At 62.8% G+C, this 14,220-nt stretch carries 12 protein-coding genes; 3 read left to right on the top strand and 9 right to left on the bottom strand.

Annotated elements, in window-relative coordinates:
- Positions 1-7 precede the first annotated feature (7 nt).
- Both serS and IEV82_RS06390 read left to right on the top strand, forming a co-directional pair.
- Entirely contained in the window at positions 8-1,300 is a 1,293-nt protein-coding gene (gene serS, locus IEV82_RS06395; RefSeq protein WP_188481131.1) for a serine--tRNA ligase, read from the top strand.
- A 2-nt stretch (positions 1,301-1,302) separates the two neighbouring features.
- Positions 1,303-2,004: a TspO-related membrane protein gene (locus tag IEV82_RS06390; RefSeq protein ID WP_188481130.1), complete on the top strand. Its 702-nt coding sequence runs from the start codon at positions 1,303-1,305 to the stop codon at positions 2,002-2,004.
- Positions 2,005-2,068: 64 nt separating this feature from the next.
- Here the strand turns inward: IEV82_RS06390 and IEV82_RS06385 are convergent, their stop codons facing one another.
- Together IEV82_RS06385 and IEV82_RS06380 are read right to left on the bottom strand one after the other, a co-directional pair.
- A complete protein-coding gene (locus tag IEV82_RS06385) occupies positions 2,069-2,308 on the bottom strand; it encodes an EF-hand domain-containing protein (RefSeq protein ID WP_188481129.1) in 240 nt (79 codons plus the stop codon).
- A 191-nt stretch (positions 2,309-2,499) separates the two neighbouring features.
- Positions 2,500-3,372 carry an NAD(P)-dependent oxidoreductase gene (locus tag IEV82_RS06380; RefSeq protein WP_188481128.1) on the bottom strand — a complete coding sequence of 291 codons (873 nt, stop codon included), beginning with the start codon at positions 3,370-3,372 and terminating at the stop codon, positions 2,500-2,502.
- A 156-nt stretch (positions 3,373-3,528) separates the two neighbouring features.
- Between IEV82_RS06380 and IEV82_RS06375 the strand changes: the two genes are divergently transcribed.
- Positions 3,529-6,003 (top strand): penicillin acylase family protein, encoded by a 2,475-nt coding sequence (locus IEV82_RS06375; protein ID WP_188481127.1) that lies wholly within the window; start codon positions 3,529-3,531, stop codon positions 6,001-6,003.
- A 129-nt stretch (positions 6,004-6,132) separates the two neighbouring features.
- On the opposite strand, the gene hflX is transcribed toward IEV82_RS06375, so the two are convergent.
- The 7 genes from hflX to ntrX form a co-directional block, all read right to left on the bottom strand.
- Positions 6,133-7,410 (bottom strand): GTPase HflX, encoded by a 1,278-nt coding sequence (gene hflX / locus IEV82_RS06370; protein WP_188481126.1) that lies wholly within the window; start codon positions 7,408-7,410, stop codon positions 6,133-6,135.
- The gene (gene hfq / locus IEV82_RS06365) at positions 7,407-7,646 is read right to left on the bottom strand and encodes an RNA chaperone Hfq (protein WP_188481125.1); all 240 of its coding nucleotides are present in this window, start codon (positions 7,644-7,646) and stop codon (positions 7,407-7,409) included. Before hfq ends, hflX begins: the two co-directional genes overlap by 4 nt.
- 123 nt (positions 7,647-7,769) lie before the next feature.
- Entirely contained in the window at positions 7,770-9,284 is a 1,515-nt protein-coding gene (locus tag IEV82_RS06360; protein ID WP_188481124.1) for a potassium transporter TrkG, read from the bottom strand.
- A 4-nt stretch (positions 9,285-9,288) separates the two neighbouring features.
- On the bottom strand, positions 9,289-10,665 hold the full coding sequence (gene trkA, locus IEV82_RS06355) for a Trk system potassium transporter TrkA (protein ID WP_188481123.1): 1,377 nt from the start codon (positions 10,663-10,665) through the stop codon (positions 9,289-9,291).
- A 627-nt stretch (positions 10,666-11,292) separates the two neighbouring features.
- Positions 11,293-12,066: a DUF8758 domain-containing protein gene (locus IEV82_RS06350; RefSeq protein ID WP_188481122.1), complete on the bottom strand. Its 774-nt coding sequence runs from the start codon at positions 12,064-12,066 to the stop codon at positions 11,293-11,295.
- Between the two features lie 7 nt (positions 12,067-12,073).
- Positions 12,074-12,535, bottom strand: a complete 462-nt coding sequence (locus IEV82_RS06345; protein ID WP_188481121.1) for a DUF488 domain-containing protein — start codon at positions 12,533-12,535, stop codon at positions 12,074-12,076.
- 246 nt (positions 12,536-12,781) lie between these two features.
- Positions 12,782-14,197, bottom strand: coding sequence for a nitrogen assimilation response regulator NtrX (gene ntrX / locus IEV82_RS06340; protein ID WP_188481120.1), 1,416 nt, complete (start codon positions 14,195-14,197; stop codon positions 12,782-12,784).
- Positions 14,198-14,220 lie beyond the last annotated feature (23 nt).

Here is a 14,220-nt window from a genome sequence, read left to right as displayed (position 1 = left end):
AAGACCCATGCATGACATCCGAGCCATCCGCGAGAACCCTGCCGCCTTTGACGCGGCATTGTCGCGCCGTGGGTTGGAGCCGGTCTCGTCCGAGGTGCTGCGCATCGACGAAGCCCGCCGCGCCGCCATCCTTGCTGCCGAAACCGCACAGGCCGACCAGAACAAGGCGGCCAAGGAAATCGGCAAGGTCAAGGCATCGGGTGACGAGGCCGCGTTCCAGACGCTGCGCGAAGAGGTGGCTGCCAAGAAAGCCGCCGTCGCCGACATGCAGACCCGCGCCAAGGACCTGGACGACACGCTGCAGACGCTGCTGATGGGCCTGCCCAACCTGCCCCATGACGACGTGCCCGATGGCGCGGACGAGGCCGACAACGTCGAGGCCCGCCGCTGGGGCACGCCGCGCGACTTCGATTTCCAGCCGAAAGAGCATTACGAGATCGCCGCAGCACAGCCCGGCATGGATTTCGAGACCGCGGCCAAACTCTCGGGCTCGCGCTTTGTCGTTCTCTCCGGCGCCGTGGCGCGCGTCCACCGGGCGCTGGCGCAGTTCATGCTGGACACGCACATCACCGAAAACGGCCTGCAGGAGACATGGACTCCCGTGCTGGTGCGCGACGACATGATGTACGGCACCGGCCAGTTGCCGAAATTCGGCGAGGACAGCTACCAGACCACGAATGGCTGGTGGCTGGTGCCCACCGCCGAGGTAACGCTGACCAACATCGTCAACGGCGAAACCGTGGACGAAGACACCCTGCCCCGCCGCTACGTCGCCCACACGCAATGCTTCCGCTCCGAGGCGGGCAGCGCCGGGCGCGACACGGCAGGCATGCTGCGCCAACACCAGTTCGAAAAGGTCGAGATGGTGTCGATCACCCATCCCGATCACAGCCGTGCCGAGCTGGACCGCATGACAAGCTGCGCGCAGGGCATCCTCGAAAAGCTGGACCTGCCCTACCGCACAATGGTGCTCTGCACGGGCGACATGGGGTTCGGCGCACGCCGCACCCATGACATCGAGGTCTGGCTGCCCGGACAGAACACCTACCGCGAGATCAGCTCGGTCTCGGTTTGCGGTGATTTCCAGGCCCGCCGCATGAACGCGCGCTTCAAGCCCGCGGGTGGCGGCAAGCCCGATTTCGTGCATACCCTGAACGGGTCCGGCCTTGCCGTCGGGCGCTGCCTGATCGCGGTGCTGGAAAACGGACAGGAGGCGGATGGATCCGTCACCCTTCCCGAGGCGTTGCACCCGTGGTTGGGCGGCAAGACACGGATCACCGCAGACGGAGCGATGGAATAGGCATGCAACGGGTCTGGGCAGCACTGGTTCTTCTGGCGGCACTCGTCTTTGCCGCCTCTCCGTGGTTCACGGACGGGTTCAACGGGTTCGAGCCTGACCAATTCCCCGTGCCGCAGGACAACCCGCCCGTGCAGCCTGCGGGCTATGCCTTTGCGATCTGGGGGCTGATCTATCTCTGGCTCATCATCGGCGCGGGGTTCGGCCTGATCAAACGCAGCGACGACCCCGACTGGGACGCCATGCGCCCGCCGCTGGTGGCGAGCCTGGCCGTCGGCGCGACCTGGCTGCCGGTGGCGACCCTGTCGCCGGTTATTGCCACGATCCTGATCTGGATCATGCTTGGCACAGCGCTGCTCAGCCTGTTCCGCGTCGGCGACACGGACCGCTGGCTGCAACAGACGCCGGTGGCCATCTATGCGGGCTGGCTGACTGCCGCCTCGTCGGTGTCTATCGGGTTGCTGCTGGGCGGTTACGGACTGCTGAACGGCACATGGGCCGCCATAGTCGCACTGAGCATCGGGCTGGTGATCGCCATGGTAGCGCAGTACCGGCTGCACCGCGCGCCGGAATACGGCGTGACGGTGATCTGGGCTTTGGTCGCGGTGATCGTGGCCAATGGAACACCGCTCAATATCGCGGTGGTCGGGCTGTGCGTGATCGGGATCATGGCGATCCTGGCGCTGCGCGGAACGGACACGGAATAGACGGTCCTCATAAAACAAAAGGGCTTCGGTTTCCCGAAGCCCCACCTGAGATCGTGATCGCCGATCAGTTGGCGACGAGGATCTGCGCGTCCTGAGCAGCGGTCAGCTCTTCGACACTGACAGACCCGTCGCTGTCGGCATCGACTTCCGCGAACACGTCTGCTGTCAGGTCCGGATAGGCGACCATCAGCTCTTCCATCGAATAGCTGCCATTGCCATCCGTGTCTTCCACCGCAACCTGCGCATGCGCCAAACCGGCCGACAGAGCGACGATGGTTCCAAAGGTTACAAATGCGTTCTTCATGATGTCTTCATTCTCCACTACGGGCGCGCCCGCACACAACGGCTTCATGCCGTCGACGCTTGAGATATCATGCCCATAACGCGCCACAAGGTACTGAAATAAAACCGTGACCGCGGATCGGCGTCTAATCGCCAGTGGCCGTTTCCGTCAACGGAAACACCCGGATGCGTCGACGCATCCGGGCCCTGTTTTCACCCCATAGCGCGCAGGCGTTTGACCAGGCTCGACGTGTCCCAACGCCCGCCACCCAGCTTCTGCACATCCTTGTAGAACTGGTCGACCAGCGCAGTCACCGGCAGCGACGCGCCGACCTCATCCGCCGTATCAAGGCAGATGCCCAGATCCTTGCGCATCCAGTCGACCGCGAAGCCATGCTCGAACTTGTCGTCGATCATGGTCTCGTAACGGTTCGACATCTGCCACGATCCGGCAGCGCCCTGGCTGATCACCTCGACCACGGCGCGGCCATCGAGACCCGCCTTCTCGGCAAAATGCAGCGCCTCGCTGAGACCCTGCACCAGACCCGCGATGGCGATCTGGTTGCACATCTTGGTCATCTGGCCCGCGCCGCTCTCGCCGATGCGGCGGCAGATGCGCGCATAGGCATCGATCACCGGTTGTGCCGCGTCATAGGCGGCTTCGTCGCCGCCGCACATCACCGACAGCGCGCCGTTCTCGGCCCCTGCCTGCCCACCCGAGATCGGCGCATCGACAAAGGCGATGCCACCCGCCGCTGCCGCGTCATGAAGCTCGCGCGTGACCTTTGCGGACACCGTGGTGTGATCGACGAACACCGCGCCTTTTTCCATTCCGGCGAAGGCGCCGTCTTCGCCCAGGCACACGCTGCGCAGATCGTCGTCATTGCCGACGCAGGACATCACGAAGTCGCAGCCTGCCGCCGCCTCGCGCGGGGTGGCCGCATGGCCGCCGCCATGTTCCTTGGCCCAGGCCTCTGCCTTGGCGGTTGTGCGGTTGTAGACCGTCACCTCGTGCCCGGCCTTCGCCAGATGCCCCGCCATCGGGTAGCCCATGACCCCCAAACCCAAGAATGCCACTTTCGCCATGCCGCGTGCTCCCTATATTCCGTGGTAATTTTCCGCAGTATTTACCTGACGCTGCACCGCCCTCTTGGCAAGGGCCTGCGTGTTCGGTAGGGCATCGCGGGTGTCTGTACCGGGTCCTGATGCGGGCCCATTCCCCGTTTGAAAGGGTAAACTCGCGTGGCGCTGATCTTCAGAACCCTGGTCTGGCTGACGACGGCTTTTCTCGTTCTGGCGACAATCGGTGTCGTGACGGTCTATTACCTCGCCTCGCGGTCCCTTCCCGAATACGACAAGACGGTCCCGGTCGGCGGGTTGACCGCCGAGGTCGAGATCGTGCGCGACAATTCGGGCGTGCCCCATATCTTTGCCATGTCCGACCGCGACGCGTTCTATGCGCTGGGTTATACCCATGCACAGGACCGGCTCTGGCAGATGACGCTGATGCGGCGCACCGCGCAGGGCCGGTTGTCCGAGCTTTTCGGGAGCCGCACGCTGGAAACCGACAAGCTGTTGCGCCGGCTTGATCTCTATCCCCGCGCGCTTCAGTCGGTCGAGGTGCAGGACGCCCGCACCCGCGATGCGCTCGAGGCCTATTCCGCCGGGGTGAATGCGCGCATCGGCGAGATCAACCTCGACAGCCTTGGCCGCGGCGCGCCCGAGTTCTTCGTGTTCTCCGCACCGCTGGCCCCATGGCAGCCGGTGGATTCGCTGGCACTGATCAAGCTGATGGCGCTGCAACTCTCCAGCCACCTCACCGAAGAGGTGCTGCGCGCCCGCACCTCGTTGCTCCTGCCGGACGAGAACCGTCTGGCCGACATCCTGCCCGACGTGCCCGGTTCAGGCATTGCCGCCCTGCCCGAATACGCGCAGCTTGTCCCCGGCCTGCATCCCCTGCCCGACCGAACGCAATTCGCCCAATCCGGCCCCGATCCCCTGTTCTGGCCCGTCGCACCGCGCGGATTGGCGGGGGCGTCGAACGCCTGGGCCGCCGATCAAACCCGGTCGGCCACCGGATCTTCGCTGATGGCGAACGATCCACACCTGCAATTCACCGCACCCGCGACATGGTACCTGGCGCGGATGCAACTGTCCTCGGGTGGCGTGATCGGCGCCACCATTCCCGGCATCCCGGCGATCATGGCGGGCCGGTCAGACGCCATCGCCTGGGGACTGACATCCTCCTACCTCGACGATCAGGACCTGTTCATCGAAGAGCTGAACCCCGACAACCGCGAGCAGTACCGCACGCCCGACGGTTTCAAGGATTTCGTCACCCGACGGTCGATCATCGAGATCAGGGATTCCGACCCCGTCACCCTGACCCTGCGCTGGACCGACAATGGACCGGTGCTGCCTGCCACCCACTTTGATCTGGGCACGATCACCCCTCCGGATCACGTTGCCGCCCTGTCCTGGACCGCGCTCAGCGCGCGCGACACGTCGATGTCCGCCGCCATTGGCCTGATGCACGCACAATCCGTCGACGAGGCGCTCGAGGTCTCCAAGGGCTATGTCGCGCCCTCGCAGAACCTGACGGTGATCGACGGCGACGGCATCGCGATGAAAATGATCGGCGCGATGCCCCGCCGCGATGCGGCGCACCAGAGCCAGGGACGCTTGCCGTCGCTGGGCTGGCGGCAGGAGAACCGCTGGCAGGGTGTGTTCCCCAACGACGCGAACCCGGTGTTCCGCGATCCTGTCGGCGGCATCGTGGGCAACACCAACAACAAGATCGTGGACCGCCCCTTCCCGCTGCATGTCAGCTTCGACTGGGGCGACAGCCAGCGGGTGATGCGCTGGCAGGGGCTGATGCAGGGCCGCGAGGTGCACACCCGCGACAGCTTTATCGAAGCGCAGCTCGACACCGTGTCGGTCACCGCGCGCGCGTTGCTGCCGCTGATCGGCGCCGACCTGTGGTTCACGGGCGAGGCGGCGCCCGAAGGCACACCCGAACGGCTGCGTCAGCGCGCGCTCGACCTGCTGGCCAACTGGAACGGCGAGATGAACGAGCATCTGCCCGAACCGCTGATCTACTCGGCCTGGCTGCGCGCGCTGCAGGACCGCCTGATCCGCGACGACCTCGGCACGCTCGCCTCGGAATTCACCCGCGTGGAGCCGCTCTTCATCGAACGGGTCTACCGCGACGTAGACGGGGCCAGCGCGTGGTGCGACGTGATCCGCTCGGCGGTCGAGGAAACCTGCAGCGACATCTCGCGTCTGGCGCTGGACGACGCGTTGGTCTGGATCTCCGAGAACTGGGGCACCGCGCTGGAATCCCTGCGCTGGGGCGACGCGCACCAGGCCACCCATGACCACCCGGTTCTGGGAGAGGTGCCCGTGCTGCGGTATTTCGTGAACATCCGCCAAAGCACCTCGGGCGGCGATCACACGCTTATGCGCGGACGCGGGACGGGTATGGGCCCCAACCCGTTTCTGAACGTGCACGGTGCGGCTTATCGCGGGGTCTATGATTTCGCCGATCCCGACAGTTCGGTCTTTATCCTGTCCACCGGCCAGTCGGGCCATTTCCTTTCGAGACACTATGACGACCTCGGCACACTCTGGCGGCGCGGCGAATACATCCCGATGTCGCTGGATGTCGATCTGGCACGCGCGGCATCGGTAGGCGTCACTCGGCTGGTGCGGGAATAGGCAGATGTCGAATGGCCGCTGGCCATCCGACAGGGGCGCGCTGCGCGCGCCGTTGGGGGCTCTGCCCCCGTCGCCTTGCGGCGCCTCCCCCGAGGTAATTTGGAACCAGAGAAGCCTGAAGCCCTGCGCCTATTTCAACGCTTCGAACTGCCGTGCCTCTTGTGCGGACCAGCGCACGCGCAGGCTGTAGCCGGTCTCGCCTTGGGTCTCTTCCTCGACCAGCTCTTTTTGGAAGAGCCATGCCCGCTTGCGGCCCTCGTCGAAGCCCAGGTGAATCACCTCGACGCGACGGTCGCCTTCCAGGATCTGCGACACCGCCTCAAGCAGTGCCTCCAGCCCGTCACCGGTCAGGGCGGATGTGGCATAGACCGCGTCATCGCGATCCGCGCGGGTTTGGGCGGCTTCGCGGGCCTCGATGTCCATCGCGTCGATCTTGTTCCAGACCTCGAGCAAGGGCGTGGTGTTGGTCACCCCCAGCGAGTTCAGGATATCGCGCACATCCTTCGCCTGTTCCTCGGTCGCGGAATGGCTGATGTCGCGCACATGCAGGATCAGATCGGCCGCCAGCACCTCTTCGAGCGTGGCGCGGAACGCGGCGACCAGTTCAGTCGGAAGGTCGCTGATGAAGCCCACCGTGTCCGACAGGATCACCTCGGGACCGTCCGGCAGCTTGACCGCGCGCATCGTGGGATCGAGCGTGGCGAACAGCATGTCCTTGACCATCACATCGGCCCCGGTCAAGCGGTTGAACAGCGTCGATTTTCCGGCGTTGGTATAACCCACCAGCGCCACGATCGGGTACGGTACCTTGGCGCGCGCGGCGCGGTGCAGGCCGCGTGTCTTGACCACCTTGTCCAGCTGTCTGCGCAGGCGCACCAACTGGTCGTCGATGGCACGGCGGTCGGCCTCGATCTGGGTCTCGCCGGGACCACCGACAAAGCCCAATCCGCCACGCTGCCGTTCGAGGTGGGTCCAGGCGCGCACCAGCCGGGTGCGCTGGTAGCTGAGCGCGGCCATCTCGACCTGCAGCACACCTTCGCGGGTGGCGGCGCGGTCGCTGAAAATCTCGAGGATCAGCCCGGTGCGGTCCAGCACCTTGACGCCCCAGGCCTTTTCCAGATTGCGCTGCTGCACCGGCGTGACCGGCCCGTCGACCAGCACAAGTTCCACGTCCTGCGCCTTGAAGAGCGCGTCAAGCTCCGCGATCTTGCCCGTTCCGAACAAGGCGCGGGGCTGCGGTTTCGGCAGGCGCACAACTGTGCTGCCGACGACCTCGAGCCCGGGCAAGGCAGCGGCAAGCGCCACGGCCTCTGCCAAAGCGGGTTGGGCCGCCCGCCGCGAGCGGTCGCTGGTGATGTCGGGATGCAGAACCCAAGCCGGGGTTACATGCGCTTCAGTTTCTTTCAATTGTCACTTTCGCCGTCATACAGGTTGATCGGCTGTGCTGGCATGATGGTCGAGATGGCATGCTTGTAAACAAGCTGTGACTGCCCATCCCGGCGCAAAAGCACACAGAAGTTGTCGAACCAGGTGATCACGCCCTGCAATTTGACGCCGTTGATCAGGAAAACGGTTACGGGCACCTTTGTCTTGCGGACGTGGTTGAGAAACGCGTCCTGAAGGTTCTGCTTGTCAGATGCCATAAATTTTTGCCTTTATTCTTGCTTTTGTCGCGCCGACAGTCGTGATTTCACGCCACTATGTATTGGCAGTCGCGCGAATTCCAGTGGAAAAACAAGGAATTTCGGCAAGTGTGCCGCCAAGGCTCAGTCGCGCCAGAGATCTGGTGTCAAAATAACCACAAGTGCCAGCATTTCCAGACGGCCCATGATCATGGCGATCGCCGCCACGATCTTGGGGCCGGGGCCCAACTCGATCAGCACCAGCCGTCCGGCTTGTACCACCTCGACCAGAGGGCCGCAATTGGTGAGGCTGGCCACTGCCAGAACCAGAGCCTGTTCGAACGGCACACCGAAGCCCGCAAGCGCTGCCGTGGTCGCCGCCAGCGTGATCGAGAAGATCATGAAGAACACCCACGCGATGAACGCCCCTTCGCGCCGTGTGCGCCGCGACACCAGCCCGGCGCGTCCCACCGAGGAGGGGTGCACCAATCGGTCGACCTCGCGGATGCCGTTCATGCTGAGCGCGAACACCCGCATCAGCTTGACCCCGCCCGCCGTCGTCGCCACGCCGCCCCCGATCAGCGCCAGCCCCATCAGGATCAGCCCCGGCGTCGCCAGCCCGGACCAGGCCCGCGCATCGGCCCAGTCGACGCTGGAATAGCCATGGGTGGTCAGGAAGGAGAGCACCGTGAAGGCCGCCCCCCAGAAGGCGCGCGCGGCGGCGACGATGTTGTTCTGGTCCCCGACATCCAGCGCCGCCACGAAATGCCGCAGCACCAGCAGCGTGGGCACGATCAGCACGATGGCCAGCCCGAGCCGGAATTCCGGATCGTAGAACAGCCCCGCCTTCTGCGCCGTGCTGGTGTCCTGCGAGAAGGTCACCCGCGACAGCGCAAAGAGCAGGAACACCGCCATGATCGCCTCGCCCGCGATGCCGCTGTCGCTTCCTGCGGGTCCGCCCACAGGCGAGATGCCCGAGGTGGACATCACGCTCATCGCATGGGTGAGCGCCACGAAAGGCGTGTCCCCCGCCACCAGCAGCAACACCCAGAGCGCCAGCGTCAGCAGCCCGTAGGCCGGCACCAGCACCGCGGCACTGCGCGCCAGGCGCGTTGCGGGATTGGCAGTGTCGCGCCGCGCGGCCCCGGCCACCACATCCTGTCCCGGCTCACCCAGAGAGGTCACCTCGAACCCGCCAAGGTTCAACGGCGCAAGGATCGCCGCCGCCGCGACCCACATCAGCAGCCCGCCCATCCACGCCACCTGCGCACGCCACAGGTGCTCGGCCATCGACAACCGTTCGGCACTGAAGAGCGGCAGGCCCGTCGTGGTCAGGCTCGACACCATGTCCAGGTAGGCATTGAGAAACGACGTGGTCTGGATCGCCTCGTAGAACGGCACCGCCAACACCACGGGCAGGATCATGAAACTGCCCAGCAGCGCGATCAGCTGGCGGATGGCATTGCGATTGTGCGTCCGGTTGGCCACCGCCAGCCCGGTCAGCGCGCAGAAGATCAGCCCCACAAGCCCCGAATAGAAGAACGACCGCGCGTCGTGATAGGCCTCGGCCCAGAGCGCCACGCTGGCCGGCACGATCATCGACGCCGACGCCAACCCGGTCAGCAGCAACAACAGCGGCAGGCGATACAGCAGCGCCATCGGATCAGAAGAAGTCGATCGACACCTGGAGCAGGCGTTCGACCTCCGGCACGTCCTTGGCCAACGTGAAGATGACCACCTGGTCGCCTTCCTCGATCACCATCGCCCCGGTCGGGCGCTTGACCTTGCCCGCCTTGCGGACCGCGCCCAGGATCACACCTTCCGGGAAATCGATGTCGCGCAGCCTCTGCCCGGCCATGGGTGAGGTCGACAGCACCTCCGCCTCGATCACCTCGGCCTCGGCATCGCCGATGGAATAGACCGCGCGCACCCGGCCGTGGCGGAAATGGCGCAGGATCGAACTGACCGTGACCGAGCGCGGGTTGATATAGGCGTCGATCCCCAGCGGTTCCATCAGCGGCTCCAGCGTGGGGTCGTTGATCAGCGCGATCGCCATGCGGCAGCCCTCGGACTTGGCGCGCACCGCGGCCAGCATGTTGGTCTTGTCGTCATCGGTCACGCACAGCACCGCATCCGCGCGCTCGATATTGGCCTCGGCCAGCAGCGCCACGTCCAGCCCGTCGCCATTCAGAACAATCGTCCGCTCCAGCGCCTCGGCGGCGCGTTCGGCGTTCTTGCGGTTGCGCTCGATCACCTTGACCCGCACCCGGTCGGTGCGCTGTTCAAGCTCCTTGGCCACCATCAGCCCGACATTGCCGCCACCGATGATCACCACCCGCTCCTGCTTGTGATGGGTCTTGCCGAAGATCTCGAGCGTCCGGCGCACGTCCTCGCTGTGGGACATCACGTAGCACGAATCGCCCGCGAAGATCTGATCGTTCGATTCCGGCGCAAACAGCGTGCCCTCGCGGCGGATGCCCACCACGATGCTCCGCAGCGTCGAGAAGAGATCCGTCAGCTGCTTGAGCGGCGTGTTGATGATCGGGCAATCGGCGTCGATGGTCAGCCCCATCAGCGACGCATCCCCCCCGAGGAACTTTTCCGTGTCGAACGCCGCCGGGGCGTTCAGCCGCTGCAACGCCGCCTCGGCCACCTCCATCTCGGGGCTGATCACCACGTCGATGGGCATGTGATCGCGCCGGTAGAGATCGGAATAGATCGCCGTCAGGTAGGATTTCGCCCGCAGCCGCGCGATCTTGCGCGGGATCGAGAACACCGAATGCGCCACCTGGCAGGTCACCATGTTGACCTCGTCCGAATGGGTCGCCGCGATGATCATGTCGGCATCCCGCGCCCCCGCCTGTTCGAGCACATCCGGGTAGGACGCGAACCCCGCGATCCCCTGCACGTCCAGCGCATCCGTCGCCCGGCGCACCAGTTCGGCATTGTTGTCGACAACCGTGACGTCATTGCGTTCGCCCGCGAGGTGACGCGCAATCTGCCAGCCGACCTGACCCGCTCCGCAGATGATGACTTTCATGACACACGCCCGCGGACGGGCCCCTTGGCTGTGACGCAGGCTTCTGTGTGGCAGAGGTCCGGGGTGGGGTCAATTGGGGAGGGTGTTGGCGCTGCGCTTGCCTCCCTTACCTTTCCGTTGACTACGCAAAAGAGAAAAGAAAAAAGGCCCCTTTTGGGAGCCTTCAAGTTATTTGCTCTTTCCACCACCGGAAGAGCCATTGGAGCGGCCACCGCCAGAAGGATTCCCGGTTGTGCTGGGCCAACCGCCACCGTTTCCTTGTCCTTTACCCATGAAAAATCTCCTAATTTTCAAAATCTCGAAATCGAGACAAACCATTGTTCGCGCTCAAAAAGGTTGAGAATTGGGCGGCAACGTGGAGTTTTCGCCAAAATGGTTAACGTCAAACTCGACTTTCATCATAGGTGCATTCATCCCGTAGGGTGCGTGCTCGCACGCACCGAACTCCCAAGAATCCGCGCAACGCTCACCCGCCGCGCATCTCCGACGCGCGCGGTGGCGTTCCAACTGTCGAATCCCTCGATTTATCTCGGTCACATCCAAAGAAGATCAAAGCGGAGCACTGGTCCCACCAAATCGCCGCCGTGTGGGCGCGCGAATACTTACAAGCTAATTGATTATTCGACCTCACAATAGGCTTGGCTGTGTCGAATGATCTACTCTGATTACACCAGATAACAACCACTTATTGAACTTCGTTACTCTATGCGTGCCCATAGCGAAAGCTATTCCCCTCGATGGCATGTCGTGTCCCCACTTTTCGCCCATGTGACGCAAAGTCGCTTCTTCGCCATATTGGCTACGCCATTTAAAAAACGTTCGCTCCGTTTCCCAATCAATACACGTGTGGGTTAGAGTCTTACCTTCATGCACGAACCGGTAGTGAAATGAATACGGAGCTACGTCGGGCGTAAGCACCGTACTATCCCCCGAGAACATATCTGTTTGATTAAGAAGGAAATCACGACGCCTTTGGTTCTTTTTCATTTCAGGTTCAGTCAAACGTCGAATGATAAATTCGGGGTTTTCTGGTCGAATTAGAGCAAAAGAGCGACCCTTTGCTTTTTCCTCTGACAAGCTCTCCACGATAGCGCGCCTCGCAAATTCATGGCGCTCTGATACTTTAACCTCGCGGACCTTCTCAAGTGATCCATGATCGACTCGCTTGCTTTCAGGACGCAAATCTTTTGGAGCAGCGCTTCGCCATCTTGTACGAATTATATCCCAGCGATTGAATTTTTGTTTACTGCTAAGTAGCTTGAAAGGCATTGGATATAGCCGATGCCATTGACCGTAAACATCGATCCCCGCCACGCACACCGTCTCACCGTGCGTTTGACCTGTCTCAGGCGCAGCTTTTACGATTACGCATACTTCGACAGGAGGTTGCCAATCACTCAAGGTCAGCTCACACGGCGATATGCTCAATACGTGCCCCAACCATTTTTGATAGTCGCTCAGCAACTATCTTGCGATGGCAGCCGTCGTGATGGCGTTCAAAACATGTAAGACAAATTCGCTTTCCCTTCACAGTAGCGGCAAGGTCGGCTAGCGCCGATTGCGCTTCCTCACCATCTATGTGACGAGTGAATATCTCGACAAATAGATCATGGTCCCCAGCTCGCGCTGCTTCCCTGCCAAGCTTGGGGTCACCAAGCGCCTTGACATGAACGTAGTCGATACCTGCCTCTCGGACAGCAGCGTTGAGACCGTTTTTTGAAAAACCCTTTTTGCGAGACAATGGAAGCTCACGGACGTCTACTAAAACATCAATTTCCGCGTCCGAAAGTCTATTCACAAAGTCATCGATTGTGGACTTTTCATAACCGATTGTGAATATTGGTTCATCCGTCTGAATGCTCTCTGCCATTTGGCACCTCCTTTTTTTCCATAGTACCTACGAAGCTACTACTGTCCATATCTTTGAAATAAGCGCGTGAAAAAAGCGTTAAGATGGGACAACAATGCTACGTGAACGGACTTCGGCTCAGGTGCGCCTCCAAAAGAAACGATTTTCCAATCCAGACCTTCCCCAACGTTACCAAACCCTTAATAGGTCCACTCCGGACCCAATGTTTCGCGCGCGAAACAAAAGGGCCAGAACGGACCTATCCGCTCAGGTTGCCTCTTCCACCTCGTCCTCGAGATAGGCGACCCGCCCCCCCGCCTTGGAGCTTGTCACCACCCCCAGCGATTTCAGCTTGCGGTGCAGCGCGCTGCGCTCCATGCCGACGAAACTTGCCGTCCGGCTGATATTGCCGCCAAAGCGGTTGATCTGGGTCAGCAGGTATTCGCGTTCGAACGCCTCGCGCGCCTCGCGCAGCGGCATCGTGGCCAGCGTGCCCGACAGCACCACCCGGCCCTCTTCATCCTCGGCGGGCGTCGTGTCCTGCGGCAGTTCTCGCGCCGCAATGTCGCCCGTGCCGTCGCCCAGGATCAGCACCCGTTCGATCAGGTTCTTGAGCTGCCGCACGTTGCCCGGCCACACCATCGTCTGCAACAGCGCCACCGCATCGGGGCTCAGCCCGCGTTTGGGCAGGCCCTGCGACTGGTGGAACAGGTCGATGAAATGCCCCGCCAGCATCGGGATGTCCTCGCGCCGGTCCTCGAGGCTGGGCACCGAGATCGGCACCACGTTGAGCCGGTGATACAGCTCCTCGCGGAACGTCCCCCCCGCGATCTCGGTCTTGAGGTCGCGGTTGGTGCTGGAGATCACCCGCAGGTCCACCCGCACCTTGTCCGCCCCGCCGACGCGCTGGAACTGCTGGTCCACCAGCACCCGCAGGATCTTGGACTGGGTGCCCAGCGGCATGTCCGCCACCTCGTCGAAATAGACCACCCCGCCATGCGCCTGCTCGAGCAAGCCCGGCTCGACCCCGCGTTCCGGTGTTTCGCGGCCGAACAGCACCTCCTCCATCGTCTCTGGCGCCACGCCGGCACAGTTCACCGTGATGAACGGCGCGCTGGCGCGGTTGGAATGCGCATGGATGTACCGCGCCGCCACTTCCTTGCCGCTGCCCGCAGGCCCGGACAAAAGCACCCGGCCGTTGGATTTCGTCACCTTGTCGAGGTTCGACACCAGCCCGCGATAGGCCGCGCATTCACCCACCATCTGCGCCACGTCGCTGTCGCGCCGCTTGAGCTTGTGGTTCTCGCGCCGCAAGCGGCTCGTTTCCATCGCGCGTCGAATGACGACCAGCAACTGGTCGATATTGAACGGTTTTTCGATGAAGTCATAGGCACCCTGCTTGATCGCGGCGACCGCGATCTCGATGTTGCCATGCCCCGAGATGATGACCACCGGCACATCCGGATTGTCGCGCTTGACGGTCTTGAGAATGTCGATCCCGTCCATCTTGCTGTCTTTCAGCCAGATATCGAGGATCAGCAGTGACGGCTCCTCTGCATTGATCTCGGCCATCGCCTCGGACGAGTTGCCCGCGAGCCGGGTCGTGTAGCCTTCGTCCTTCAGGATGTCACCGATCAGTTCGCGGATGTCGCGCTCATCGTCCACTATCAGAATATCGCTCATAACCTCACCCTTGTCCTTCTGAA

The organism is Marivita lacus, assembly GCF_014637725.1.
Lineage (GTDB): Bacteria > Pseudomonadota > Alphaproteobacteria > Rhodobacterales > Rhodobacteraceae > Marivita > Marivita lacus.
Note: the sequence above shows the minus strand (reverse complement) of the source record. Positions and strands in the feature narration are given on the sequence as shown.

What these genes read in the sequence shown, in the direction of transcription:
- serS (WP_188481131.1), top strand. Translation starts at nt 8, where the DNA reads ATGCATGACATCCGAGCCATCCGCGAGAACCCTGCCGCCTTTGACGCG.
- IEV82_RS06390 (WP_188481130.1), top strand. Translation starts at nt 1,303, where the DNA reads ATGCAACGGGTCTGGGCAGCACTGGTTCTTCTGGCGGCACTCGTCTTT.
- IEV82_RS06385 (WP_188481129.1), bottom strand. Translation starts at nt 2,308, where the DNA reads ATGAAGAACGCATTTGTAACCTTTGGAACCATCGTCGCTCTGTCGGCC.
- IEV82_RS06380 (WP_188481128.1), bottom strand. Translation starts at nt 3,372, where the DNA reads ATGGCGAAAGTGGCATTCTTGGGTTTGGGGGTCATGGGCTACCCGATG.
- hfq (WP_188481125.1), bottom strand. Translation starts at nt 7,646, where the DNA reads ATGGCATCTGACAAGCAGAACCTTCAGGACGCGTTTCTCAACCACGTC.
- IEV82_RS06360 (WP_188481124.1), bottom strand. Translation starts at nt 9,284, where the DNA reads ATGGCGCTGCTGTATCGCCTGCCGCTGTTGTTGCTGCTGACCGGGTTG.
- trkA (WP_188481123.1), bottom strand. Translation starts at nt 10,665, where the DNA reads ATGAAAGTCATCATCTGCGGAGCGGGTCAGGTCGGCTGGCAGATTGCG.
- IEV82_RS06345 (WP_188481121.1), bottom strand. Translation starts at nt 12,535, where the DNA reads ATGGCAGAGAGCATTCAGACGGATGAACCAATATTCACAATCGGTTAT.
- ntrX (WP_188481120.1), bottom strand. Translation starts at nt 14,197, where the DNA reads ATGAGCGATATTCTGATAGTGGACGATGAGCGCGACATCCGCGAACTG.